Raw genomic sequence first — 23,999 nt, 5'->3', positions numbered from 1 at the left:
GGCCGACGGATGGCGCGCCTATGGAATTGCTAGGGTTCTCCGCCAGCCAGGTACACCCGCTCGCCTCGCTCGCCGAGGCCGCCAGCTTTCTGTCGGGCAATGCCGCGTCGCTGTTCGTGTGGGCGGATTTTTCCACCGACGAAGTCACCGCGGCGCCCGATGCATGGCGCGAGCAGGTGCGCCAGCTTGCCGGCGCGCCCATCCTCGACCTGCACCTGGCCGACGCCACCAACGCCGCGCATCCGTCGTACTTCGATACGACCCATGCGTACGACATGGTGATCTTCCGCAAGCTGACCTTCGAAACCAGCCGCGCCATTGCCGAGGCCGAACCGCAGGACGCGGCCGGCACCACCGGCCCCGCCGGCACCACCAAGCCGGCCGCGGCCGAGGCAGCGGCCCGCCAGAAGCGTTATGCGCCGGGCTTCCTGCCGGCGCTGGCAAAGATCGACACCCAGCCGGTCACCTTCTTCATGTTCGACACCGTGCTGGTGACGGTGCGCTCGGGGCCGTCGCGCACCATCGACCAGGTGCGGCAGCGTTTGCTCGAGCTGTGCCAGGCCCCGCGCCCGCAAGCCGCGCCCGCGCGTGGCAACGGCCAGTCGCTGCTGCACGGCATCCGTCCGCCGAGCCGGCCCGAAGACCTGATGCTGCGGCTGCTCAACGCCATGGTCGACCGCTACCTGGAACTGCGCGCGCCGCTGACGCGCCAGCTCGACCGCTGGCAGCGCGCGCTGCTGAACTCGCGCCGCAGCTTCTCCAGCTGGGAGGGCCTGCTCGATGCGCGCATCCAGCTGCGCAAGCTGGAACACCTGAGCGAGGAGCAGCGCGACGCGCTGCAGGAATTCCGCGACAGCCTGCTCGACAACCGCTACAGCAGCGACCAGGCCGGCGGCGCGGCCAATGCGCCGGGGCGCGACGAGGTGCTACTGGTGCGCATCAACGACGTAATGGAGCATATCCAGCGGGTGCTGGCGCACGCGCGGCGGCTGGAGGACTCGATCGAATCGGCGGTGCAGATCCACTTCTCGGCGGTGGCGCACCGGACCAACCGCACCATGCGCGCGCTGACGCTGATCACGGCGCTGTTCATGCCGCTGACGCTGATCACCGGCGTCTTCGGCATGAACTTCGAGCGCATGCCCTGGCTGCAGGAGCCGCAGGGCTTCTGGTGGTCGATCGGCCTGATGGGCGCGGTGGCGGTGGTACTGGCGGCGCTGTGGGCGCTGGCGCGGCAACTGGAGCGCTAGCCGCAGCCCTGGGTACGCCTCAGGTGCGCCTCAGGTCCGCCTCAGGTCCGTGTACGCGTGCCGAACGCGCGCTCCAGGCTTTCCAAGAAGCGGTTGGCCGACTGGTAGCCGATCACGCGCACCGGGCGCTCGCGCCCATCCGGCCCGAACAGGATGATGCCGGGCGGCCCGAACAGCCCGAAGCGCTTGAGCAAGGCCTTGTCGTCGGCATTGTTGGCGGTCACGTCCGCCTGCAGCAGCACGAGCTCCGACAGCCGCGCGCGCACGCGCGGATCGACGAAGGTCATGCGCTCCATTTCCTTGCAGCTGACGCACCAGTCGGCATAGAAATCCAGCAGCACCGGCTTGCCCGCGGCGGCGGCCTGCGCCACGCGCGCGTCGAGCTCGGCCACGCTGCTCACGCGCTCGAAGCGCACCGCCTGCGCAGCGTCTGCGCCTTCGCCGCCAGTGCGCGCCACGCTCAGGTGCGACAGCGGCTGCAGCGGATCGCGCCCGCCCGAGGCCACGCCGATCAGCACGATCGCGGCGGCGATGGCAAACAGCACGCCCACGCCCTTGCCCACCCGCACCAGGTTGCGCGGATCCGGCCCCAGGCCGTCGAAGGCGCCGAGAAACACCGCCGCCACCAGCAGCAGCGCCGCCAGCAGCAGCATCGTGGTCCACGCCGGCAGCACCGGCGCCAGCATCCACAGCGCCACGCCCAGCAGCAGGAAACCGAAGAAGCGCTTGGTCACCTCCATCCAGCGGCCGGCGCGCGGCAGCAGGTTGCCCGCGCCCACGCCCACCAGCACCAGCGGCACGCCCATGCCCAGCGCCATCGCGAACAGCGCCGCGCCGCCGATCACGGCATCGCGGCTCTGCGCGATATAGGCCAGCGCGCCCGCCAGCGGCGCGGTCACGCACGGCCCGACGATCAGCGCGGAAATCGCCCCCATCGCCGCGGCGCCAGCCACCTGGCCGCCCTGGCGGCGGTTGGACGATTCCGTCAGCCGGGTCTGCCAGCGCTGCGGCAGCTGCAGCTCGTACAGGCCGAACATCGACAGCGCCAGCGCCACCATCAGCGCCGCGAAGGCGCCCAGCACCCACGGCGTCTGCAACGCGGCTGACAGCCCTTCGCCCAGCAACCCCGCGGCAACGCCGACCGCGGTGTACACCACCGCCATGCCCAGCACATAGGCCAGCGAGACCACCAGTGCGCGGCCGCGCGTGACGTGCTCGCCCACCACGATCGACGACAGGATCGGCACCATCGGCAGCACACACGGCGTAAAGGTCAGCAGCAGGCCCAGTCCGAAGAACAGTGCGCCGACCAGGCCCAAGTTGCGGCTGGCCAGCGCGCCGGCGATGCGGTCGCTATCGTCTGCGCGCAATGCCGACGGCGCGGCCTGCGGGGCGGGTGCCGGCGCCGGCGCGGCCGCCGCTGCATCGCTGCGGCCGCGCTTGCCGAACAGGTCGGCCAGTGCGCTGCCGCCCACCTTGTAGACGCTTTCCATCGGCGGATAGCACAGGCCCTTGTCGGCACAGCCCTGCGAAGTCACCGTCAGCGTCCATTTGCCGTCGGCGGGCGCGGCCGCGACCGGGATGCGGATGACCACGGTGTCGCGGTAGGTCTCCATCTCCTTGCCGAAGGTCTCGTCGAACTTGACCTTGCCCTGGGGATAGGCCGGCGCGCCCAGCTTCACATCGGCCGGCTGCGCGGCAAAGGCGAAGCGCTCGCGGTACATGTAGTAGCCCGGCGCGACCTCGAAGCGCACCTCGATGGTCTGGTCGTCGGGCTGGCTGGCGGCAAAGCGAAAGGCTTGCTCGGGCGGCAGGAAGTCGTCCTCGGTGGCGGCGTGGAGGCTGCCCGCCAGGCATAGCCAGGCCAGCGCCGCCAGCAGCGCTGCGGCAATATGCCGCGCCCATCTCTGCACGGGCGTGTCCGCCCGCCGTGCCAACCCGATGTTCATGAAGCCGATTCCTGTTTGCTTGGATCCTGGGGTGCTGCTGTACCCGGTGCTGCGCCGCGGGCGTCGCCGCCCGGCGCGGCGGTCTCGCTGCGCACCCATTCCAGGTAAGGCCCGTAGCCCGCCGACGCCGGCAGCGCGAGCAGCTCCGGCACGTCATAGGGGTGATGTTGCCGGATCACGGCCTCGAGCGCAGCGTAGCGTGCGCGCGTGGTCTTGATCAGCAGCGGCCATTCCTGCGCCTGCTCGAGTTTGCCCTGCCACCAGTACTCGGATTCGACCGGCGCCAGACGGTTCACGCAGGCCGCGGCGCGCGCCTGCAGCACGGCCCGCGACAAGCGCGCCGCGGTATCGGCATCGGGTGCATTGGTGACGACGACGAGCACCTCGTCCGGACCGGCACCCTGCTCAGTATGGCTTTGCATCGACACTCTCCCTCGACCGGCCGCCGCCGACCCGCACAAAACAAAAGAGCCAGGCGCATGCCTGGCTCGATTGTAAGCGGTGTACCCGCAACCGTCGCGCGACGGCCGCAGGCAGGAAACGCACTTATTCCGCGGCTTCTTCGGCCGGGGCTTCGGTGATTTCCGGACGATCCACCAGCTCGACCAGCGCCATCGGCGCGTTGTCGCCCTGACGGAAGCCGAACTTCAGGATGCGGGTGTAGCCGCCCGGACGGGTGGCGTAGCGCGGGCCCAGTTCGGTGAACAGCTTGGTGACCATGTCGCGGTCGCGCAGGCGGGCGAAGGCCAGGCGGCGGTTGGCAACGGTGTCCTTCTTGGCCAGCGTGATCAGCGGCTCGACGACCTTGCGCAGTTCCTTGGCCTTGGGCACGGTGGTCTTGATCAGCTCGTGCTGGAACAGCGAGTTGGACATGTTGCGCAGCATCGCGAGACGGTGCGACGAGGTGCGGTTCAGTTTCCGCAGACCATGACGGTGACGCATGATGATTCCTTTCAGTTAAGTGTTTGACCAGCTCTTCTATCGTCCGATGCGGCTGGACGCGGGCCGGTAGTCATACATGCCCCGGCCGAAGCCGGGACGGTTGCTGCGATGCGGGACGGATGCCCCGCGCCGCAATTACTTCTCCAGACCTGCGGGCGGCCAGTTCTCGAGCTTCATGCCGAGGGTCAGGCCACGCGAGGCGAGGACTTCCTTGATCTCGTTGAGCGACTTGCGACCCAGGTTCGGGGTCTTGAGCAGTTCGTTCTCGGTACGCTGGATCAGGTCGCCGATGTAGTAGATGTTTTCGGCCTTCAGGCAGTTGGCCGAACGCACCGTCAGCTCCAGGTCGTCGACCGGGCGCAGCAGGATCGGGTCGATCTGCGGCGTGCGGCTCGAAGCGGCCTCGGCGGCCGACTCGGTGCCTTCCAGCGCGGCGAACACCGACAGCTGGTCGACCAGGATGCGGGCCGACTGGCGGATCGCTTCCTCGGGCGAGATCACGCCGTCGGTTTCGATGTTCATCACCAGCTTGTCGAGGTCGGTACGCTGCTCCACGCGGGCGGATTCCACCGCGTACGAGACGCGGCGCACCGGCGAGAACGAAGCGTCCAGCACGATGCGGCCGATGACCTTGCCGGATTCGTCGCCGAACTTGCGCACGTTGCCCGGCACGTAGCCGCGGCCCTGCTCGACCTTGATCTGCATGTCCAGCTTGCCGCCGGCCGACAGATGGGCGATCACGTGGTTCGGGTTGATGATCTCGACGTCGTGCGGCAGCTCGATATCGGCGGCCGTGACCACGCCTTCGCCATCCTTGCGCAGCGACACCGTGACTTCGTCGCGGTTGTGCAGCTTGAACACCACGCCCTTCAGGTTGAGCAGCAGGTTGACGACGTCTTCCTGCACGCCGTCGATGGTGGAATACTCGTGGACCACCCCAGCGATCGTGACTTCGGTCGGGGCATAACCGACCATCGACGACAGCAGCACGCGACGCAGGGCGTTACCGAGCGTATGGCCGTAGCCGCGCTCGAACGGCTCCATCACGACTTTGGCGTGATGGTCGCCCAGAGGCTCGACGGCGATGATTTTTGGCTTGAGGAGTGCTGTTTGCATTAGGTTGTCCTTTTCAATACCCTCGGCTCGTTACACCGATAAGGCTGACGTTTGGAACCTGGAAATCCCATCGTAACGATGGGCGAAGCCCGACGCGCGCGAAGCGCGTCGGGCTGAAGGAGAAGCTTTGCGACGAACGCAAGCTCTGGGCCGGGTGCTCGCGGATTAACGCGAGTACAGTTCGACGATCAGGCTTTCGTTGATGTCGCCCGAGATATCGGCGCGATCCGGGACTTGCTTGAAGGTGCCTTCGAACTTCTTGGCGTCCACGGCGACCCAGGTCGGGAAACCCGACTGCTCGGCCAGCGACAGCGCCTCGGCGATACGGACCTGCTTCTTCGACTGCTCGCGGATGGTGATGACGTCGCCCGACTTGATCTGCGCCGACGGCACGTTCAGGGTCTGGCCGTTCACCAGGATCGCCTTGTGCGACACCAGCTGGCGCGCTTCAGCGCGGGTCGAGCCGAAGCCCATGCGGTACACCACGTTGTCCAGGCGCGATTCCAGCAGTTGCAGCAGGTTTTCGCCGGTGTTGCCCTTGCGGCGGTCGGCTTCGGCGAAGTAGCGGCGGAACTGGCGCTCGAGCACGCCGTAGATGCGCTTGACCTTCTGCTTTTCGCGCAGCTGGTTGCCGTAGTCGGAGGTGCGAGCACCCGAGGTGCGGCCATGCTGGCCCGGCTTGCTGTCCAGCTTGCACTTGTCGGCCAGCGAGCGGCGCGAGCTCTTCAGGAACAGGTCGGTGCCTTCACGGCGGGAAAGTTTGGCCTTCGGGCCGGTATAACGTGCCACGTTGTCTTCCTTTGATCGATCACGGCGCCTTCAGGACGCGCCGTGAGTCCGCCAACGCAGTGCTGCCGCGGTGCCGCGAGGCACGCGCCAGACCGTGACGGACGGTGGGCTTATTAAGCGCGCTCCGTTACCGGAGAGTCGCTGCAAGCATTTACACAGACGCCGGCACTGCAATGTGCAGTGATAGACACTACCCCGGCGCAAAACGAAAACCTGCCGCATTAAAATGCAGCAGGTGAACGCGCGATACTACCATATCCGAAACCGGCAGGTAAACCCGCCGGCTGCGGACACGCCAACGCATCAGATGCGGCGGCGCTTCGGCGGACGGCAGCCGTTGTGCGGAATCGGCGTGACGTCTTCGATGATCGCGATCTTGATGCCCAGCGCGTTCAGCGCGCGGACAGCCGATTCACGACCCGGGCCGGGGCCCTTGATGCGCACTTCCAGGTTCTTGATGCCCTGGTCTTGCGCCACGCGGCCGGCGTTCTCGGCAGCAACCTGGGCAGCGAACGGGGTCGACTTGCGCGAACCCTTGAAGCCCTGGCCACCGGCGGTCGCCCACGACAGGGCGTTGCCCTGGCGATCGGTGATCGTGATGATGGTGTTGTTGAACGAAGCGTGGACGTGCGCAATGCCGTCGGCAACGTTCTTCTTGACCTTTTTACGCGCGCGAGCGGCGTTATTCGGACCTTTTGCCATTAGTTTCTTCCTCTGCCTTCGGCTTTACTTCTTCAGAGCCACGCCGGCCTTGCGCGGACCCTTGCGGGTACGGGCGTTGGTGCGCGTACGCTGGCCGCGCATCGGCAGGCCCTTGCGGTGACGCATGCCACGATAGCAACCAAGGTCCATCAGACGCTTGATGTTCATCGTGGTTTCACGACGCAGGTCACCCTCGACCGTGACCTTGCCCACTTCGTCACGAAGCTTTTCCAGGTCGGCGTCGGTCAGATCCTTGACCTTCTTGTCAAACGGTACACCGGTGGCCTCGCAAATCTTGCGGGCGCGCGAGCGGCCGATACCGTAAATAGCCGTCAGGCCGATTTCGGTATGCTTGTGGTTCGGGATGTTAACCCCTGCGATACGTGCCATTCGTCAATCCTCTTTCCGATTAGCCTTGGCGTTGCTTGTGGCGGGGATCCGACGAGCAGATCACGCGCACGACACCGTTGCGCTTGATGATTTTGCAGTTGCGGCAAATGCGCTTAACAGAAGCCAGCACTTTCATAATTTTCCTCTTCCTTCAATTCCTGTTCGCTCACTTCGTCCGGAAGACGATTCGTGCGCGCGACAGATCATATGGGGTCAGCTCGACCGTCACCTTGTCACCCGGAAGAATCCGGATGTAGTTCATTCTCATCTTGCCGGAGATATGGCCCAGCACTACATGGCCATTCTCCAGCTTGACTCGGAACGTCGCGTTGGGCAGGTTTTCCAGGACCTCGCCCTGCATCTGGATGACGTCGTCTTTAGCCATACCTAGCCTGTACCGATCCGAAGTCAGCGCAAGGTCAGATTGCCCTTGAAATTCGCCTTCTTCAGCAGCGACTCATACTGCTGCGACATGACATAGGACTGAACCTGGGCCATGAAGTCCATCGTGACGACCACGATGATCAGCAGGGAGGTTCCGCCGAAATAGAACGGAACGTTCCAGCGCAGCACCAGGAATTCCGGCAACAGGCAGACCAGTGTGATGTAGATCGCACCAGCCAGCGTCAGACGCACCAGGATCTTGTCGATATAGCGCGTCGTCTGCTCGCCCGGACGAATGCCCGGAATGAAGGCACCGCTTTTCTTCAGGTTGTCTGCCACTTCACGGCTGTTGTACACCAGGGCCGTGTAGAAGAAGCAGAAAAATACAATCGCAGCAGCGTACAGCAGGATGTAGACCGGCTGGCCCGGCGACAGCGTGGCAGCCAGGTCCTTGATGAACCGGCCGACCGCACCGGTCGAGTCAGACGTGAACCAGCCCGCGATCGTCGCCGGGAACAGGATGATCGACGATGCGAAGATCGGCGGAATCACCCCTGCCATGTTCAGCTTCAGCGGCAGGTGCGACGACTGGCCGCCGTACACCTTGTTGCCGACCTGACGCTTGGCATAGTTCACCAGGATCTTGCGCTGGCCACGCTCGACGAACACCACGGCGAAGGTCACACCGATCACGATCGCCACGATGAAGATCGCCGCGATGATGCTCATGGAACCCGTGCGGACCAGTTCGAACAGTCCGCCGATCGCGTTGGGCAGGCCCGCCGCGATACCGCCGAAGATGATGATCGAGATGCCGTTGCCCAGACCGCGCTCGGTGATCTGCTCACCCAGCCACATCAGGAACATCGTGCCGGTCACCAGCGTGATCACTGCCGTGGCCCGGAACATCAGGCCCGGATCCAGCACCAGCCCGGGCTGCGACTCCAGCGCGACCGCGATCGACAGCGCCTGGAACGTGGCCAGAACCACGGTGCCGTAGCGCGTGTACTGCGTGATCTTGCGCTGCCCTGCCTGCCCCTCCTTCTTCAGCGACTCCAGCTGCGGCAGCACGATCGTCAGCAACTGCATGATGATCGACGCCGAGATGTACGGCATGATGCCGAGCGCGAAGACGGTAAAGCGCGACAGCGCCCCGCCCGAGAACAGGTTGAACATCCCGAGGATGCCACCCGACTGACTCTGGAAAAGCTTCGCAAGCTGCTCCGGGTCGATACCGGGCACCGGAATATGAGCGCCGATGCGGTACACGATCAGGGCCAGCACCAGGAACATCAGCCGGCGCTTGAGGTCGCCGTACTTCGCCGTGTTCCTGGCTTGCGCGCTTGCATTGGGTTTCGCCGTGGCCAAACGATGCTCCGACTATGACTGCCTATGCTGCGATGAATGCTGCCGTATCAGGCTGCGATCTGGCCGCCGGCGGCTTCGATCGCGGCCTTGGCGCCAGCGGTGGCGCCCAGACCCTTGATCGTCACCTTGCGGGTCAGCTCGCCGGCCTTGATGACCTTGGCGCTCTTGACCAGGTCGCCGACCAGGCCAGCCTGCTTCAGGACCAGCAGGTCGACTTCGGCCGCTTCCAGGCGCTCGATGTCACGCAGCGTGACTTCGGCGGTGAACGCCTTGGTCAGCGAGGTGAAGCCGCGCTTCGGCAGGCGACGATACAGCGGCATCTGGCCGCCTTCGAAACCCACCTTGTGGAAGCCGCCCGAACGCGACTTCTGGCCCTTGTGACCGCGACCGGCGGTCTTGCCCAGGCCGGAGCCGATACCGCGGCCGACGCGACGCTTGGCGTGCTTCGAACCGGCAGCCGGTTTCAGGTTGTTCAGTTGCATCTTGCTCTCCAAGTCCCGATCAGGCCAGAACCTTGACCAGGTACGAGACCTTGTTGATCATGCCGCGCACGGCGGGCGTGTCCTGCAGCTCCGACACCGAGTTGATGCGGCGCAGGCCCAGGCCACGAACGGTGGCGCGATGATCCTCGCGCGTGCCGATCAGGCTGCGCACGAGTTGCACTTTTACGGTTTTCTGCGACATTGCGTTCACCTTAACCCAGGATGTCTTCGACCGACTTGCCACGCTTGGCGGCGATTTCGCCCGGCGTGCTCATCTTCTGAAGGCCGTCCAGCGTGGCGCGAACCATGTTGTACGGGTTGGTGGAGCCGTGCGACTTGGTCACCACGTTGGTGACACCCATCACTTCGAAGATCGCGCGCATCGGGCCGCCGGCGATCACGCCGGTACCTTCCTTGGCGGGCATCATCAGCACCTTGGCGGCGCCGTGCTTGCCTACGACTTCGTGTTGCAGCGTGCCGTTCTTCAGCGCGACCTTGACCATCTTGCGACGGGCTTCGTCCATTGCCTTCTGAACCGCAACCGGCACTTCCTTGGCCTTGCCCTTGCCCATGCCGATGCGGCCATCGCCGTCACCAACCACGGTCAGCGCAGCGAAACCGAGAATCCGGCCACCCTTCACCACCTTGGTGACACGGTTGACCGAGATCATCTTCTCGCGGAGGCCGTCGTCGCGTTCGTCCTGTTGGACTTTTGCTTGCATCTTTGCCATGACGTATCTCTCTCTCTGCGCTTAGAACTTCAGGCCGGCTTCGCGGGCGGCGTCTGCCAGGGCCTTCACGCGGCCATGGAAACGGAAGCCGGCGCGATCGAACGCGACGGTTTCCACGCCGGCAGCCTTCGCCTTCTCGGCGATGCGCTTGCCCACGACGGTAGCGGCAGCGGCGGTAGCGCCCTTGCCATCCAGTTCCTTGCGCACTTCTGCCTCGACGGTCGAAGCCGACGCCAGCACCTTGGTGCCGCACTCGGAGAAGACCTGGGCGTAAATGTTCGAATTCGTACGGAACACGGTCAGACGATTGACTTTCAGCTCCGCGATCTTGGCGCGGGTCTGACGTGCACGGCGCAAACGAGCGTCTTTCTTGTTCATCATTGCACCCCTTACTTCTTCTTGGTTTCCTTCAGGATGACGCGCTCGTCGCTGTAACGCACACCCTTGCCCTTGTAGGGCTCGGGCGGACGGTACGCGCGGACTTCCGCGGCAACCTGACCGACTTTCTGCTTGTCCGCACCCTTGATCAGGATCTCGGTCTGCGTCGGCGTTTCAGCCTTCACGCCTTCCGGCATCTCATGGATCACGTCGTGCGAGAAACCAAGCTGGAGCTTCAGCGCAGTGCCTTGCAGCTGGGCACGGTAGCCCACGCCGACGAGGTTCAGCTTGCGCTCGAAACCGGTGGTCACGCCCTTGACCATGTTCGCCGCCAGGGCGCGCATGGTGCCTTGCAGGGCGTTTGCTTCACGCGACTCGTCAGCCGGCGAGAAGGTCAGCGTGTCGTTCTCGACATTGACCTTGACCAGGCTGTGAATCGGCTGCGACAGCGTACCCAGCGGACCCTTCACGGAGAGCACGCCAGCTGCCACGTTCACTTCCGCGCCCTTGGGGAGCGCGATGGGAGCCTTACCTACACGGGACATGGTTCTCTCCTTAAGCGACGTAGCAGAGAACTTCGCCGCCCACGCCGGTGGCGCGAGCCTTGCGGTCGGTCATCAGACCCTGCGGGGTCGAGATGATCGCCACACCGAGGCCGTTCATCACTTGCGGAATGTCGCTGCGGCCCTTGTACACGCGCAGGCCGGGCTTCGAGACGCGTTCGATGCGCTCGATCACCGGACGGCCGGCGTAGTACTTGAGACCGATGGTCAGTTGTGCCTTGCCGCCATCTTCCTGGACGGCGTAGTCGTCGATGTAGCCTTCGTCCTTCAGGACCTTGGCGATTGCCACTTTCAGCTTCGACGACGGCATGACAACCGACGCCTTCTGCACGCCCTGGGCGTTGCGGATGCGCGTCAGCATATCGGCGATAGGATCGCTCATGCTCATACTGTTTCTCCTGTAGCCTGTGCGTAATTACCAGCTGGCTTTCGTCAGACCCGGGATTTCGCCCTTGAAGGCGATTTCGCGGATCTTGTTACGCGCCAGGCCAAACTTGCGGAAGGTACCGCGGGGACGACCGGTGATCGCGCAGCGGTTGCGCTGGCGGGTCGGGTTCGCGTTGCGCGGGAGCTGTTGCAGCTCGAGACGCGCGCTGTAACGCTCTTCTTCCGACTTCTCTTGGTCGTCGATAATGGCCTTGAGGTTGGCGCGCTTGGCAGCATACTTTGCCACCAGCTTGGCGCGCTTCTTCTCACGTTCAATCAGAGCCAGTTTAGCCACGGTTACCCCTTAATTGCGGAACGGGAACTTGAACGCACCGAGGAGGGCCTTGGCTTCCTCGTCGTTCTTTGCCGTCGTCGTGATGCTGATGTTCAGACCACGCAGTGCGTCGATCTTGTCGTACTCGATTTCGGGGAAAATGATCTGCTCTTTCACACCGATGTTGTAGTTGCCACGACCGTCGAACGAACGGCCCGACACACCACGGAAGTCACGCACGCGCGGCAGGGCCACGGTGACGAAACGATCGAGGAATTCGAACATGCGCTCGCCGCGCAGGGTCACCATCGCACCGATGGGGTAGCCCTGGCGGATCTTGAAGCCGGCGATGGCCTTCTTGGCCTTCGTCACGACCGGCTTCTGACCGGCGATCTTGGTCAGGTCGCCGACGGCGTTTTCAATGATCTTCTTGTCATTGATGGCTTCGCCAAGGCCCATGTTCAGGGTGATCTTGGTGATGCGCGGCACTTCCATGACCGACTTGTAGCCGAACTGCTCGATCAGCTTCGGCACAACCTGTTCTTTGTAAAACTCTTGCAGACGTGCTGCCATGCTCAACTCCTATACGTGCCCAGAATCAAGCTGCCACGACGGCGCCGGTGGTCTTCAGCACGCGCACGCGCTTGCCGTCTTCCACCTTGATGCCGACGCGCGACGGCTTGCCATTGGCATCCACGAGCGCAACGTTGGAAATATGCAGCGGCATGACCTTGTCGACCACACCACCGGTCGTGCCCAGCATCGGGTTCGGGCGGGCATGCTTCTTGGCGATGTTCACGCCTTGCACCGCAACCTTGTCGCCGAGGACGGCTTGCACGGTACCGCGCTTGCCCTTGTCCTTGCCGGTCAGCACGATGACTTCGTCGCCTTTGCGAATCTTGTTCATGGCGGCTCCTTACAGCACTTCCGGAGCGAGCGACACGATCTTCATGAAGCGCTCGGTACGGAGTTCACGAGTCACCGGCCCGAAGATACGGGTGCCGATCGGCTCGAGCTTGTTGTTCAGCAGGACGGCGGCGTTGCCGTCGAACTTGATCAGCGAACCGTCAGCGCGGCGCACGCCCTTGGCGGTACGCACGACGACGGCGTTGTAGATGTCGCCCTTCTTGACGCGACCGCGCGGCGCTGCGTCCTTGACGGTCACCTTGATGATGTCGCCAACGCTTGCGTAGCGGCGCTTGGAGCCACCCAGCACCTTGATGCACAGCACTTCGCGCGCACCAGTGTTATCGGCCACTTCGAGCCGGCTTTCTGTCTGAATCATGGTGTTTGTCTTCCCAACTTAATCCGCCAGGTGCGATAGCGCCCGTCGGTCAGTCTTGGTCCCGTCGGTTCCGGCCTTGCGCCAGCACCGTATGGGTTGATCAACTTTGAAGTCGGTAGGAGCCCGGCAATTTCCGACTGAAAAACATCGGAGCCGCCTGGCCCTGGCTCGCTCAACAGGCCCGCCCGGGTGGTACAGCTAAGGCGAACGCAATAAAGCGGAAGTCCAGGATTATAGCTACATAATCCTGGACTTGCAAGTCAAGCTAAGAACGTGTTGTTCTTAGATGACGCGTGCAGCCTCTACCAGCCGGGAAACCACCCAGGACTTGGTCCGCGACAGCGGACGGCCTTCCTGGATTTCGACCTTGTCGCCTTCCTTGTACTGGTTGGCTTCGTCGTGTGCGTGGTACTTCTTGGAACGCAGCACGTACTTGCCGTACAGAGGATGCTTGACGCGGTTTTCCACCAAGACCGTAACGGTCTTGTCCATCTTGTCGCTCACGACACGGCCGACCAGGGTGCGGCGAAGCGACTTTTCCGTTTGTGCAGCTTCAGTCATTTCGCGTTCGCCTTTTCAGTCAGCACGGTTTGCACGCGCGCGATGTCCTTGCGAACCTTCTTCAGCTGGCTGGTGTTCTGCAGCTGTTGGGTTGCCTTTTGCATGCGCAGGCTAAATTGGGCCTTCAGCAGCTCGGAGAGCTCCTGATTCAGGCCTGCGGCGTCCTTGCCGCGAAGTTCGGATGCTTTCATCCCTGCTCTCCTTACGTCCCGACCTGGCGCACCACGAAATTGGTGGCGATCGGCAGCTTGGCAGCGGCGAGGCGGAACGCCTCACGTGCCAGGTCTTCGCTCACGCCATCCATTTCGTACAGCATCTTGCCCGGCTGGATTTCAGCCACGTAGTACTCCGGATTGCCCTTGCCGTTACCCATACGGACTTCGGCGGGCTTCTTCGAGATCGGCTTGTCCGGGAAAATCCGGATCCAGATGCGGCCGCCACGCTTGATGTGGCGGGTCATCGCACGACGTGCCGACTCGATCTGACGAGCCGTCAGGCGGCCACGGCCCATGGCCTTCAGGCCGAATTCGCCGAAAGACACGGCGTTACCACGGGTAGCCTTACCCGTGTTGCGGCCTTTCTGCTCCTTGCGGTATTTTCTGCGCTTAGGTTGCAGCATCGTTATTCTCCACTCTTCGCATCTGCGCCAGGCGCAGCGCGGCGACCGGCACCGGCACCGCCGCGGCGGTTGCCACCCGGACGGCCTTCGCCTTCACGGCGGCGGCCTTCCGGACGACCCGGGCGACGACGACGGTCGTCCTGCGGCTCTTCCACCACCGGCGCGTCATTGCGGCCGAGGTGATCCCCCTTGTAGACCCACACCTTGACACCGATGATGCCGTAGGTGGTTTCTGCTTCGGAGAAGCCGTAGTCGATGTCGGCGCGCAGGGTGTGCAGGGGCACACGGCCTTCGCGGTACCACTCGGTACGGGCGATTTCGATACCGTTCAGACGACCGGCGCTCATGATCTTGATACCCTGGGCGCCCAGGCGCATCGCGTTCTGCATGGCGCGCTTCATGGCGCGGCGGAACATGATGCGGCGCTCGAGCTGCTGGGTGATCGAATCGGCGATCAGCTGAGCATCGGTTTCCGGCTTGCGGATTTCCTCGATGTTCACGTGCACGGGCACGCCCATGCGACGCTGCAGTTCGGCCTTCAGCAGTTCGATGTCCTCACCCTTCTTGCCGATCACCACGCCCGGACGCGAGCTGTAAATGGTGATGCGGGCATTGCGGGCGGGGCGCTCGATCACGACGCGGCCAACCGATGCGTTCTTGAGCTTCTTCTTCAGGAAGTCGCGAACTTCGATGTCTTCCTTCAGCATGCCGGCGAACTTCGTGTTGCTGGCGTACCAGCGCGAAGCCCAGTTACGGCTGACAGCCAGACGGAAGCCAGTCGGATGAATCTTCTGTCCCATCGTGACTCCTTAGTTGCCGAGCGTCACAGTGATGTGACAGGTTTGTTTCTCGATGCGGTTGCCGCGGCCCTTTGCCCGTGCCGTGAAGCGCTTGAGCGAGGTTGCCTTGTCGACGTAGATCGATTTGACCTTGAGTTCGTCGATGTCGGCGCCTTCGTTGTGCTCGGCGTTGGCGATGGCCGATTCGACCACCTTCTTCACGATCCCGGCAGCCTTTTTCGGGCTGAACGTCAGGACGTTGAGCGCGCGCTCGATCGGCAGACCACGGATCTGGTCAGCGACCAGGCGCGTCTTCTGGGCGGAGATGCGGGCACCGCGATGAATCGCTTTCACTTCCATGATGGCACCTTACCTCTTCGCTTTCTTGTCAGCCGCATGGCCCTTGAACGTGCGGGTGATCGCAAATTCGCCGAGCTTGTGGCCAACCATGTTTTCCGTAACGTACACCGGCACGTGTTGACGGCCGTTGTGGACGGCGATCGTCAGGCCGATGAACTCCGGCAGAATGGTCGAGCGGCGCGACCAGGTCTTGATGGGCTTCTTGTCCTTGCCGCTGCTTGCAACTTCCACCTTCTTCAGCAGGTGGGCGTCGCAGAACGGACCCTTTTTAGCGGAACGAGTCATATCTTTAGCTCCTACCTACCGATTAACGCTTGTGGCGCTTCTGGACGATCATGCTGTCCGTGCGCTTGTTGCTGCGGGTACGGTAACCCTTGGTCGGGGTACCCCACGGCGACACCGGATCGCGACCAGCAGCGGTCTTGCCCTCGCCACCACCGTGCGGGTGGTCGACCGGGTTCATCACGACACCACGGACCGTCGGGCGGATACCGCGCCAGCGGGTCGCACCGGCCTTGCCGATGACGCGCAGGCTGTGCTCTTCGTTGCCCACTTCACCGACGGTGGCGCGGCACTCGATGTGCACGCGGCGCACTTCGCCGGAGCGCAGGCGAACCTGGGCGTACAGGCCTTCGCGGGCCAGCAGCACGGCGGAGCCGCCTGCGGCGCGTGCGATCTGGGCACCCTTGCCCGGCAGCATTTCCACGTTGTTGATCGTGGTACCGACCGGAATGTTGCGGATCGGCAGGTTGTTACCGGCCTTGATCGGCGCTTCCGAGCCGTTCAGCAGCTGCTGGCCGGCGACCATGCCTTTGGTGGCGATGATGTAGCGGCGCTCGCCGTCGGCGAACACCACCAGCGCGATGTTGGCGCTGCGGTTCGGATCGTATTCCAGGCGCTCGACGCGGGCGGGGATGCCGTCCTTGTCGTTGCGCTTGAAGTCGACCACGCGGTAGTGGTGCTTATGACCACCGCCCTTGTGGCGGGTGGTGATATGACCATTGTTGTTACGGCCCGACTTCTGGAATTGCTTTTCCAGCAGCGGCGCGTACGGGGTGCCCTTGTGAAGGTCCTTGTTGACCACCTTCACCATCGAGCGACGACCCGGGGAAGTCGGCTTGGTCTTGACGAGTGCCATGATTACTTGGCCTCCGCTTCAAAATTGATTTCCTGACCCGGCTTCAGTGCCACGTAAGCCTTCTTCACGTGGTTGCGACGGCCCATGAAACGGCCGAAGCGCTTCTGCTTGCCCTTCTGGTTCAGGATCTGAACGGACTGCACCTCGACCTTGAACAGCAGTTCGACGGCGGCCTTCACTTCTGCCTTGTTGGCATCGCGGGCCACTTCGAACACGACTTGTTCGTTCTTGTCGGCGACCAGGGTTGCCTTTTCGGAAACCACCGGCGCGAGCAGCACCTGCATCAAACGATGATCGTTCTTGGCTACTTGCGTCATTTCAGCAACTCCTCGATCTGCGCGACGGCCGCCTTGGTCACCAGCACCTTCTTGTAGTGCACGAGCGACAGCGGGTCAGCCTGGCGCGGCTCGACAACTGCCACGTGCGGCAGGTTGCGCGAAGCCAGGTAGAGGTTTTCGTCGAGGCTGTCGGTGATGATCAGCACCGAGTCCAGGCCCATGGCCTTGAACTTGTCGGCCAAGAGCTTGGTCTTGGGCGCGTCGACAGTGAAACCGTCCACCACGTTGATACGACCTTCACGTGCGAGCTGCGAGTAAATCGAGCGCATGCCGGCACGGAACATCTTCTTGTTGACCTTCTGGCTGAAGTTCTCTTCCGGCGAATTCGGGAAGATACGGCCGCCCCCGCGCCACAGCGGCGAGGAAGACATACCGGCACGAGCACGGCCCGTACCCTTCTGGCGCCACGGCTTCTTGGTCGTGTGCTTGACCTCTTCACGATCCTTCTGCTTGCGGTTACCGCTGCGCGCGTTGGCCTGGTAAGCGACGACGATCTGGTGAACGAGGGCTTCGTTGTAGTCACGGCCGAACACTTCGGGCGAGGCAGCAACGCCTGCACCGACTTGGCCATTGTCCTGGAGGAGCTTGAGTTCCATTACATGCGCTCCTTAAGCTTTGGCTTTGGCCTTGACGGCCGGGGTAACGATGACCTTGCCGTTCTTGGAGCCGGGAATGGCGCCCTTGACCAGCAGCAGCTTGCGCTCTGCGTCGATCTTGGCGATCTCCAGGTTCTGCACGGTGCGGGTGACATCGCCCAGGTGACCGGTCATGCGCTTGCCCGGGAACACGCGGCCCGGATCCTGCGCCATACCGATCGAGCCCGGCACGTTGTGCGAGCGCGAGTTACCGTGGGTGGCACGGCCGGAGGCGAAGTGGTAGCGCTTGATGGTACCGGCGTAGCCCTTACCGATGGTCACGCCCTGCACGTCGATCTTCTGACCGACTTCGAACAGGTCGACCGACAGCGAACCGCCAGCTTGCAGTTCGGCAGCCTTGGCTGCGTCGATACGGAATTCGCGGATGATTTCGCCGGCTTCCACGCCGGCTTTGGCGAGGTGACCCGCCAGCGGCTTGGTGACGCGGCTTGCGCGTCGTGCGCCGAAGGTGACTTGAACCGCGGTGTAACCGTCGGTCTCGTCCGTCTTGATTTGCGTCACGCGGTTGTCGCCGACCTCGACCACGGTCACGGGAATCGCTTCACCGTCGTCCGTGAAAATACGGGTCATGCCAACCTTGCGACCTACAAGGCCAAGGCTCATGGTTTGCTCCATTCCCAGCTGCGATTGGCCGGGGCTGATTGATACACGAAAACTGTGCTTGCGCTTGTGCGCGGATGGACTTGCGCTAAACAAGACTGCGCGCGGCCAAAATGGCCAGCCCACTACCCGAGGAAACGGGTAGCCTTACACTATATCGCAGCAGTTTGGAAAGGGCAATATGAATTGCGGATTTCCCTGCAATGCTGTAGGCAGGAATGCCGCGGCAGTGACGCTTGCGCTGCCTGGTTGTGGTGTCGGGGCGACGGACTGGCCTCGGAGCGGCCGGTCGGGCACAGCAAAACAGGGCGTCAGGCGGCAATGCGGACGAAATCGCCGCCATAGAATACCAGCGGCTCGCCCTCCCCCGCCGTGAACGCTTCGACGGCGCCGACGATCAGCAGATGGTCGCCCACCGGGTCGGCGCGCTCGACCCGGCACGACAGCGTCGCCAGCGCCTCGTCCAGGTAAGGCACGCCGTGCGCGCAGCGGCGATGGCCGACGCCGGCGAACTTGTCCGGCGACGGCGTGGCAAAGCGGCGCGCCAGCTCGCCGTGGCCCGCGCGCAGGATGCTGATGCCGAACGGCGCGCCCGCTCCGAACAGGCCGGCATTGGGCGAATGCCGGGCCAGGCTCCACAGGATCAGTGGCGGCGCCAGCGACAGCGACGCGAACGAGTTGACGGTGATGCCGACCGGCCGCTGCGCCGTACAGGCACCAATGACCGCGACGCCGGTCGCGTAGCGGCCGCAAACCCGGCGCAATTCGCGCGGATCGAGCGCGGGGGCGGCATGGCGGGTGGTGTCCATGTCAGGCGGCCTGCGGCAGGTGGTGGTCGATCAGCTGGTGGCAGGCGTGCGGATCCGTCCACCAGGGGAAGTAGTCCGGCGGATTGTCAAAGCCGTTGGCGATGCGGGCCGCCAGCGCCGGCGCTTGCCCCGCGGCGCCCAGCAGCGCCAGGATGTGCGGCGGTGGCGGGGTCAGCAGCGAGTTGGTCCACGCCACCACATCGGCGGCGTATTGCCAGTAGCCGGCGAAGGTCTGCTCCATCCAGCCGCGGTCGAACGGCCGCTCGCCATGGCCGAGGATGGCATCGAGATAGACCTTGCAGCATTTGGCGGCATTGTTGGAGCCCTGCCCGGTGATGGGGTCGTTGACCACCACGGCATCGGCCATGCCGAATACCAGCCGCCCGGACGGCAGCGTCAGCACGGGCTTGCGCACCGTCGGCGCGAAGCGGCCCGACAGGATGCCGTGGTCGTCGGTCAGCGCCACGCGCTCGCAGCGCTCGGCTTCCCAGGGCACATAGGTGCGCAGGATGCGCAGGCTCTCGGCAAGGTGCTGTTCGGGCGTGCGCGCCTCGGCCCAGCGGTCCATCGGGCCGCCGGGGATGCCTTCGAACACCATGATCTCGCACGGCCCCGACAACGTCAGCGCTGGAAACACAAAGTACTCGCCCACGCCAGGGATCAGGTTGAAGCAGACCCGCGAGAACGGCTCGCGCGGCAGCATGCCGGTCACGTAGGTCAGCGCCAGCGCGCGCTGGGGCCGGTCGAACGGGCTGCGCGACGCATCGCGCTCGAAGCGGCTGACGATCTCGCCCTTGCCGGCGGCCAGCAGCACCAGGTCATGTTCGCGGGTCAGTTCCTCCAGCTCGTCGACGCCGACATCAACGATGCGCAGGTCGCCGCCGCGCGCAGCGAAGGCCTCCATCCACGCCGGCATCTTCAGGCGCTGGTCGACCGCCTGCGCCGGCCGGTCCAGCGGCGCGGCCCAGTCGATCACCCTGGCGCCGGGCTGCTCGGGATGCGGCACGGCCAGGCCGATGCCCTGCACCGGCGGACAGGCATCGTCCCACCAGTTCAGGCCAAGCTCGCGCTCGGTCTGCAGCGCGCGATCGAACATGCACTGGCTGGACATGACCTTGCCGGCGCGGATCTGTTCCGGGGTGCGGTTGGACAGCAGCGTGACGCGGTAGCCATGGGCCTGCAGCCCGAGGGCCATTTGCAGGCCCGACTGGCCCGCTCCGACGATGGCGATACGTTGGCGCATGACGTGGTCTCCTGAAGGATGGTTGCGGGGCGTTCAGCCGGCCAGCTTGCCGATGGCGGGCACGTTCTGTTCCGGACCCATGGCGGAGTAGCCCCCATCGACGGCATAGTCGGCGCCGGTGACGAAGCTGGCGTGGTCAGAGCAGAGGAAGAGCACCACCTGCGCGACCTCGTCGGGCTCGCCGACGCGCCCGAGCAGATGGAACGGCGCGGCCACCGCATCGGTGCGGGCGCGGTTGCCGCCGCTGACCTCGTCCATCAGCCGGCACCAGGTCCAGCCGGGCGACACCGCATTGACGCGGATGCGGTCCGGCGCCAGGTCCATCGCCATGCTGCGCGTCAGCTGCGCGATCGCGGCCTTCGACACCGGATAAAGCCAGCGCCCGGTCTGCGCCACGCTGGCGGAGATGCTGGTGAAGTTGACGATCGCGCCGCCGCCGCGGGCACGCATCTGCGGATGCACCGCCTGCGCCAGCATCACGCCGGAGACGACGTTGACATCGAGCGCCGCCAGCCAGTCGGCCCGGTTCGAGCGGAAGCCATTATCGAGATAGGTGCAGGCCAGGTTGACCAGGAAATCGACGCCGCCGAAGCGCTGCGCGACCTGGCCGACCGCATCGCGGACCTGCGCGTCCCGCGTGATGTCGGCCGCGATGAAGAGCGCGTCCTTGCCCAGCTCCGCGGCGACGCGCTCGCCGTTGGCGGCGTCGATATCGAAAATCGCCACGCGCGCGCCGGCCTCGACGAAGGCCCGCGCCACGGCCGCGCCGATCAGCGTGGCGCCGCCGGTGACGATGGCCACCTTGTCCTGCAATCCCTTCATGGTTGTCTCCTTGTTGGTCACCGGTCTCTGGTGCGGGGCGGGCCTCTGCGGGCCCGCTCCCGGTCACTGCAGCAGGCCTACTTGCCTTCGCTCTGCTGCCAGCGCGCCATCAGCGTGTTCGACGGCAGGGTCTCGTCCAGCAGCTTGCGCGCGGTCTCGACACCCGCCACCGGCAAACCCGCCGGATCGAGCTTGCCGATCTGCACCAGCACGCTGGCCTGGTCCCAGTAGATATGCTCGTGGTAGAGCTTGTCGCCGCGGAACTTGACGATGGCGATCAGCGGGATCTCCACGCGCTTGCCGGTGGGCGGCACGCCAGGCAGCATCCAGTCGATCTCGCGGGTGTGGGTGAAGCAGAACAGCAGCTCGTCGACGATCTGCGTGGCGCCGACCGTGCGCGACAGCGGGATCAGCGTCGTGTCCGGCGGGTTGCTGTGCACGAAGTGGTGCTGGTAGAAGCGGCGCAGTTGCGTGTGGCCTACGCCGCCGGTCATGGTCGGGATATGGTTCACATAGGGCTGCGCCACCATCGTGGCCATGGTTGCATCGACATCGCGGGTGGCGAATTCATACTCGCAGTGCTTGTCCCACAGCGCCGAGAAGTCGTAGTGCGGCCCCATCTCGCGTCGCAGTGCGGCGATCGAGCGCTGGTGCGCCATCAGCGCCGAAGGCTTGTCGAAATGCTCGCCGCCGGCGCGCGCAAAGGCATGGTCGACGCCGGCATAGACGTAGGTCTCGATGTGGTCCCGGCCGGCCAGCGCCTCGCGGATCGCGGCCTGCGCCTGCGGCGGGCAGAAGCCGTCCTGCTCCGCGATATGCAGCACCAGGCGGCCACGCACGTTGGCGGCCTCGCCCAGCGCGTGCTCGATGCCGACGCCGTAGTACGCCACCGCGCAAGCGACGTCGGGCAGCCGGCAGGCCGCCAGGTAGGCCAGCTTGCCGCCCAGGCAGAAGCCCAGCACGCCGGTCCGGCCGGCGCATTCCGGACGCGCGCGCAACGTCTCCAGCGCCGCGCCCACGTCCTGCACGCCCTTCGCTTCATCGAACTGCTGATACAGGCCGAGCGCGCGCTGGAAGTCCTCGCCGCGGTCGGTCAGTTCGATGCCGGGCGCGATGCGCCAGAACAGGTCTGGCACCAGCACCGTATAGCCCTCTTCGGCGTAATAGTCGGCCACCTGGCGCATGGTGGCATTGACGCCGAAGATCTCCTGGCACAGCACGATGCCGGGGCCCTTGCCCGCCGCCGGGGTGGCGAGATAGCCGCTGAAACTGCCTTCGGGGGTCTGGATCTGGATAGTCTGGCCCATGGCCTGCGCTCCTTGTCGTTCTCTGTTGGCTGACAGCTGGTGGAGGGTTGCGCTGCCGTGCTGGATCCCATGATGGTGGCTCCGCACCGCAGCAAACTAGCCGCTGGCTGCAGCGGCTATCCGATTAGTGCAGGAAAGTTCGGCTTCGGTCAACGCAGGGCCAGGGTCGCGCGGGTCGATCCGCTATAGTGGTTGCGTGGACCATGCTGCGCGCATGGCGCCCGGCCCGCCGCCGTGGATGCCAGCCAGCGCCGCGGCCACGCCAGAGGAGCGAGACCATGTTGCAGCTGCCCCCGACTGCCCGCGCGCCGGCGCCGCTGGCGCATGCCCTGCTACACGATGCCGGGCGGCAGGTGTTCGCCTCGACCGACCTCGCGCAGACGCGCGCGGCGGTGGGCAGGGTCTTCAAGCCACACCGGCTCGATATCCGCGGGACCAGCCTGTCGGCCCGCATGCACCACGCCCCGCTGGGCGCGGTGTCGCTGAACCGGCTCGCCTACGGGGCTGATGTCACCATCGACCCGGGTCCGCTCGGAGACTTCCTGCTGGTGCAGATGCCGCTCGGCGGGCAGGCGGAGATCCGCTGCGGCGGGCAGCAGATCGTGTCGACACCCGACTGCGCTTCCGTGCTGACGCCCAGCGATCCGCTGCTGATGCGCTGGAGCGCGGACAACGACCAGCTGATCGTGCGCATCGAGCGCAGCGCGCTCGACCGGATCTGCGCCGCCCACCTGGGCCGCCGGCCCGAGCGTGCCCTGCGCTTTGCACTCGGTATGGCGTGGCGCACCGGCGCCTGGTATGAGTTGATCCGATATCTCGCCGCGATGCTCGATGCGGCGCCGGAGACCGCGCGCCATCCCCTCACCGCCTGCCAGCTCGAGCAGCTGGTGATCGGCACGCTGCTGACGGCACAGCCGCACAGCCTGTCGGACGCGCTGCGCGAGCACGGCAAGCCGCTCGCGCCGCGCCATGTGAAGGTGGTCGAGGAATACATCCATGCCAACGCCGGCGCGGAACTGACGCCGGCGCTGCTGGCGGAAGTGGCCGGCGTCAGCGTGCGCAGCCTGTTCGCCGGCTTCCGCGAGCACCGCGGGACCGGGCCGATGGCTTATCTGCGCGCGGTGCGCCTGGAGCGGGTACGGCGGGATCTGCTGAACGATGCATCGGTTTCATCGGTCAGTGCAGCGGCGTTGCGCTGGGGCTTTGCGCACCTGGGGCGGTTCAGCGCGGAGTATCGGCGGGTATTCGGGGAGTGTCCGGCGCAGACGCTGCGGCGGCGCGGGGCGGGATAGCCGGTCAGGGCAACTGCGCGGCCGCTCATGCCAGGCCATAAAACAAAAACGGCGAACCGAGGTTCGCCGTTTTGCTGCAGCAGGCTGCGCAAGCAGCCCGAAGCATGATTACACCTTGATCTCGACGTCCACGCCTGCCGGCAGGTCGAGCTTCATCAGCGCGTCAACGGTCTTGTCGGTCGGGTCGACGATGTCCATCAGGCGCTGGTGGGTGCGGATCTCGAACTGATCGCGGCTGGTCTTGTTGACGTGCGGCGAACGCAGGATGTCGAAGCGCTGGATGCGGGTCGGCAGGGGCACCGGGCCCTTGACGATCGCGCCGGTACGCTTGGCGGTATCCACGATTTCGGCGGCCGACTGGTCGATCAGGCGGTAGTCGAAAGCCTTCAGGCGGATACGGATCTTCTGGTTCTGCATGATATTTCCTTAAAAGAGCGATTGGGCAA

At 64.8% G+C, this 23,999-nt stretch carries 37 protein-coding genes; 2 read left to right on the top strand and 35 right to left on the bottom strand.

The features are described from left to right. The first annotated feature begins 20 nt into the window (after nt 1–20). Nucleotides 21–1,250 carry a magnesium transporter CorA family protein gene (locus tag LIN44_RS02570; protein ID WP_227313389.1) on the top strand — a complete coding sequence of 410 codons (1,230 nt, stop codon included), beginning with the start codon at nt 21–23 and terminating at the stop codon, nt 1,248–1,250. Nucleotides 1,251–1,291: 41 nt separating this feature from the next. Here the strand turns inward: LIN44_RS02570 and dsbD are convergent, their stop codons facing one another. The 34 genes from dsbD to LIN44_RS02400 all read right to left on the bottom strand — a co-directional run bounded on the left by dsbD (nt 1,292) and on the right by LIN44_RS02400 (nt 22,261). Beyond that, nucleotides 1,292–3,199, bottom strand: coding sequence for a protein-disulfide reductase DsbD (dsbD, locus tag LIN44_RS02565; protein ID WP_227313388.1), 1,908 nt, complete (start codon nt 3,197–3,199; stop codon nt 1,292–1,294). Beyond that, entirely contained in the window at nt 3,196–3,621 is a 426-nt protein-coding gene (cutA, locus tag LIN44_RS02560) for a divalent-cation tolerance protein CutA (protein WP_227313387.1), read from the bottom strand. Before cutA ends, dsbD begins: the two co-directional genes overlap by 4 nt. Before the next feature lie 124 nt (nt 3,622–3,745). Next, on the bottom strand, nt 3,746–4,141 hold the full coding sequence (gene rplQ / locus LIN44_RS02555; protein ID WP_010812373.1) for a 50S ribosomal protein L17: 396 nt from the start codon (nt 4,139–4,141) through the stop codon (nt 3,746–3,748). Between the two features lie 135 nt (nt 4,142–4,276). Continuing rightward, nucleotides 4,277–5,257, bottom strand: coding sequence for a DNA-directed RNA polymerase subunit alpha (gene rpoA / locus LIN44_RS02550; RefSeq protein ID WP_010812374.1), 981 nt, complete (start codon nt 5,255–5,257; stop codon nt 4,277–4,279). Between the two features lie 165 nt (nt 5,258–5,422). Further along, nucleotides 5,423–6,046 carry a 30S ribosomal protein S4 gene (gene rpsD, locus LIN44_RS02545; protein ID WP_012354133.1) on the bottom strand — a complete coding sequence of 208 codons (624 nt, stop codon included), beginning with the start codon at nt 6,044–6,046 and terminating at the stop codon, nt 5,423–5,425. Nucleotides 6,047–6,349: 303 nt separating this feature from the next. Further along, nucleotides 6,350–6,748: a 30S ribosomal protein S11 gene (rpsK, locus tag LIN44_RS02540; protein ID WP_010812376.1), complete on the bottom strand. Its 399-nt coding sequence runs from the start codon at nt 6,746–6,748 to the stop codon at nt 6,350–6,352. Nucleotides 6,749–6,772: 24 nt separating this feature from the next. Next, the gene (gene rpsM, locus LIN44_RS02535) at nt 6,773–7,138 is read right to left on the bottom strand and encodes a 30S ribosomal protein S13 (protein ID WP_008642961.1); all 366 of its coding nucleotides are present in this window, start codon (nt 7,136–7,138) and stop codon (nt 6,773–6,775) included. 19 nt (nt 7,139–7,157) lie between these two features. Then, nucleotides 7,158–7,274 carry a 50S ribosomal protein L36 gene (gene rpmJ, locus LIN44_RS02530; protein ID WP_008642959.1) on the bottom strand — a complete coding sequence of 39 codons (117 nt, stop codon included), beginning with the start codon at nt 7,272–7,274 and terminating at the stop codon, nt 7,158–7,160. A gap of 30 nt (nt 7,275–7,304) precedes the next feature. Next, nucleotides 7,305–7,523: a translation initiation factor IF-1 gene (gene infA, locus LIN44_RS02525; protein ID WP_010812378.1), complete on the bottom strand. Its 219-nt coding sequence runs from the start codon at nt 7,521–7,523 to the stop codon at nt 7,305–7,307. Nucleotides 7,524–7,546: 23 nt separating this feature from the next. After that, on the bottom strand, nt 7,547–8,890 hold the full coding sequence (gene secY / locus LIN44_RS02520) for a preprotein translocase subunit SecY (protein ID WP_012354134.1): 1,344 nt from the start codon (nt 8,888–8,890) through the stop codon (nt 7,547–7,549). A gap of 47 nt (nt 8,891–8,937) precedes the next feature. Then, complete coding sequence (rplO, locus tag LIN44_RS02515; protein WP_012354135.1) at nt 8,938–9,372, bottom strand: 50S ribosomal protein L15; 435 nt, start codon at nt 9,370–9,372, stop codon at nt 8,938–8,940. A 19-nt stretch (nt 9,373–9,391) separates the two neighbouring features. Further along, entirely contained in the window at nt 9,392–9,574 is a 183-nt protein-coding gene (gene rpmD / locus LIN44_RS02510; protein ID WP_010812381.1) for a 50S ribosomal protein L30, read from the bottom strand. 10 nt (nt 9,575–9,584) lie between these two features. Beyond that, on the bottom strand, nt 9,585–10,103 hold the full coding sequence (gene rpsE, locus LIN44_RS02505) for a 30S ribosomal protein S5 (RefSeq protein ID WP_227313386.1): 519 nt from the start codon (nt 10,101–10,103) through the stop codon (nt 9,585–9,587). Between the two features lie 21 nt (nt 10,104–10,124). Next, complete coding sequence (gene rplR / locus LIN44_RS02500) at nt 10,125–10,481, bottom strand: 50S ribosomal protein L18 (protein ID WP_224081517.1); 357 nt, start codon at nt 10,479–10,481, stop codon at nt 10,125–10,127. 11 nt (nt 10,482–10,492) lie between these two features. After that, nucleotides 10,493–11,026, bottom strand: coding sequence for a 50S ribosomal protein L6 (gene rplF / locus LIN44_RS02495; protein WP_062801964.1), 534 nt, complete (start codon nt 11,024–11,026; stop codon nt 10,493–10,495). Between the two features lie 10 nt (nt 11,027–11,036). Continuing rightward, a complete protein-coding gene (gene rpsH, locus LIN44_RS02490; RefSeq protein WP_227313385.1) occupies nt 11,037–11,432 on the bottom strand; it encodes a 30S ribosomal protein S8 in 396 nt (131 codons plus the stop codon). A gap of 27 nt (nt 11,433–11,459) precedes the next feature. Next, nucleotides 11,460–11,765 (bottom strand): 30S ribosomal protein S14, encoded by a 306-nt coding sequence (gene rpsN / locus LIN44_RS02485; RefSeq protein ID WP_010812385.1) that lies wholly within the window; start codon nt 11,763–11,765, stop codon nt 11,460–11,462. A gap of 9 nt (nt 11,766–11,774) precedes the next feature. Next, a complete protein-coding gene (gene rplE, locus LIN44_RS02480) occupies nt 11,775–12,317 on the bottom strand; it encodes a 50S ribosomal protein L5 (protein WP_010812386.1) in 543 nt (180 codons plus the stop codon). Nucleotides 12,318–12,342: 25 nt separating this feature from the next. After that, nucleotides 12,343–12,651, bottom strand: coding sequence for a 50S ribosomal protein L24 (gene rplX, locus LIN44_RS02475; protein WP_010812387.1), 309 nt, complete (start codon nt 12,649–12,651; stop codon nt 12,343–12,345). Nucleotides 12,652–12,660: 9 nt separating this feature from the next. Continuing rightward, on the bottom strand, nt 12,661–13,029 hold the full coding sequence (gene rplN, locus LIN44_RS02470; RefSeq protein WP_010812388.1) for a 50S ribosomal protein L14: 369 nt from the start codon (nt 13,027–13,029) through the stop codon (nt 12,661–12,663). 282 nt (nt 13,030–13,311) lie between these two features. After that, complete coding sequence (gene rpsQ, locus LIN44_RS02465; protein ID WP_010812389.1) at nt 13,312–13,590, bottom strand: 30S ribosomal protein S17; 279 nt, start codon at nt 13,588–13,590, stop codon at nt 13,312–13,314. Further along, nucleotides 13,587–13,781, bottom strand: coding sequence for a 50S ribosomal protein L29 (rpmC, locus tag LIN44_RS02460; RefSeq protein WP_008642937.1), 195 nt, complete (start codon nt 13,779–13,781; stop codon nt 13,587–13,589). The genes rpsQ and rpmC overlap by 4 nt, the downstream gene beginning before the upstream one ends. A gap of 11 nt (nt 13,782–13,792) precedes the next feature. Further along, nucleotides 13,793–14,209 (bottom strand): 50S ribosomal protein L16, encoded by a 417-nt coding sequence (gene rplP, locus LIN44_RS02455; protein ID WP_010812391.1) that lies wholly within the window; start codon nt 14,207–14,209, stop codon nt 13,793–13,795. 2 nt (nt 14,210–14,211) lie between these two features. Then, nucleotides 14,212–15,009: a 30S ribosomal protein S3 gene (gene rpsC / locus LIN44_RS02450; protein ID WP_010812392.1), complete on the bottom strand. Its 798-nt coding sequence runs from the start codon at nt 15,007–15,009 to the stop codon at nt 14,212–14,214. A gap of 9 nt (nt 15,010–15,018) precedes the next feature. Beyond that, the gene (gene rplV, locus LIN44_RS02445; RefSeq protein WP_003271370.1) at nt 15,019–15,348 is read right to left on the bottom strand and encodes a 50S ribosomal protein L22; all 330 of its coding nucleotides are present in this window, start codon (nt 15,346–15,348) and stop codon (nt 15,019–15,021) included. 9 nt (nt 15,349–15,357) lie between these two features. Then, nucleotides 15,358–15,633, bottom strand: coding sequence for a 30S ribosomal protein S19 (rpsS, locus tag LIN44_RS02440; protein WP_010812394.1), 276 nt, complete (start codon nt 15,631–15,633; stop codon nt 15,358–15,360). 22 nt (nt 15,634–15,655) lie between these two features. Next, a complete protein-coding gene (gene rplB, locus LIN44_RS02435; protein WP_116357622.1) occupies nt 15,656–16,486 on the bottom strand; it encodes a 50S ribosomal protein L2 in 831 nt (276 codons plus the stop codon). A 2-nt stretch (nt 16,487–16,488) separates the two neighbouring features. Continuing rightward, complete coding sequence (rplW, locus tag LIN44_RS02430; protein WP_061956557.1) at nt 16,489–16,803, bottom strand: 50S ribosomal protein L23; 315 nt, start codon at nt 16,801–16,803, stop codon at nt 16,489–16,491. Beyond that, entirely contained in the window at nt 16,800–17,420 is a 621-nt protein-coding gene (gene rplD / locus LIN44_RS02425; protein ID WP_011299311.1) for a 50S ribosomal protein L4, read from the bottom strand. Before rplD ends, rplW begins: the two co-directional genes overlap by 4 nt. Before the next feature lie 12 nt (nt 17,421–17,432). Beyond that, nucleotides 17,433–18,083, bottom strand: coding sequence for a 50S ribosomal protein L3 (gene rplC / locus LIN44_RS02420; protein WP_010812397.1), 651 nt, complete (start codon nt 18,081–18,083; stop codon nt 17,433–17,435). Nucleotides 18,084–18,391: 308 nt separating this feature from the next. Beyond that, nucleotides 18,392–18,889 carry a flavin reductase family protein gene (locus LIN44_RS02415; RefSeq protein ID WP_227313384.1) on the bottom strand — a complete coding sequence of 166 codons (498 nt, stop codon included), beginning with the start codon at nt 18,887–18,889 and terminating at the stop codon, nt 18,392–18,394. Between the two features lies 1 nt (nt 18,890). Beyond that, nucleotides 18,891–20,132, bottom strand: a complete 1,242-nt coding sequence (locus tag LIN44_RS02410) for a styrene monooxygenase/indole monooxygenase family protein (RefSeq protein WP_227313383.1) — start codon at nt 20,130–20,132, stop codon at nt 18,891–18,893. Nucleotides 20,133–20,165: 33 nt separating this feature from the next. Then, entirely contained in the window at nt 20,166–20,954 is a 789-nt protein-coding gene (locus tag LIN44_RS02405) for an SDR family oxidoreductase (protein ID WP_227313382.1), read from the bottom strand. A 77-nt stretch (nt 20,955–21,031) separates the two neighbouring features. Further along, on the bottom strand, nt 21,032–22,261 hold the full coding sequence (locus tag LIN44_RS02400) for a dienelactone hydrolase family protein (protein WP_227313381.1): 1,230 nt from the start codon (nt 22,259–22,261) through the stop codon (nt 21,032–21,034). Between the two features lie 278 nt (nt 22,262–22,539). Between LIN44_RS02400 and LIN44_RS02395 the strand changes: the two genes are divergently transcribed. Beyond that, nucleotides 22,540–23,553 (top strand): AraC family transcriptional regulator, encoded by a 1,014-nt coding sequence (locus tag LIN44_RS02395; protein WP_227313380.1) that lies wholly within the window; start codon nt 22,540–22,542, stop codon nt 23,551–23,553. A 108-nt stretch (nt 23,554–23,661) separates the two neighbouring features. Here the strand turns inward: LIN44_RS02395 and rpsJ are convergent, their stop codons facing one another. Continuing rightward, complete coding sequence (rpsJ, locus tag LIN44_RS02390) at nt 23,662–23,970, bottom strand: 30S ribosomal protein S10 (protein WP_006160488.1); 309 nt, start codon at nt 23,968–23,970, stop codon at nt 23,662–23,664. Nucleotides 23,971–23,999: the final 29 nt, after the last annotated feature.

It is taken from the genome of Cupriavidus sp. MP-37 (genome assembly GCF_020618415.1).
Lineage (GTDB): Bacteria > Pseudomonadota > Gammaproteobacteria > Burkholderiales > Burkholderiaceae > Cupriavidus.
Note: the sequence above shows the minus strand (reverse complement) of the source record. Positions and strands in the feature narration are given on the sequence as shown.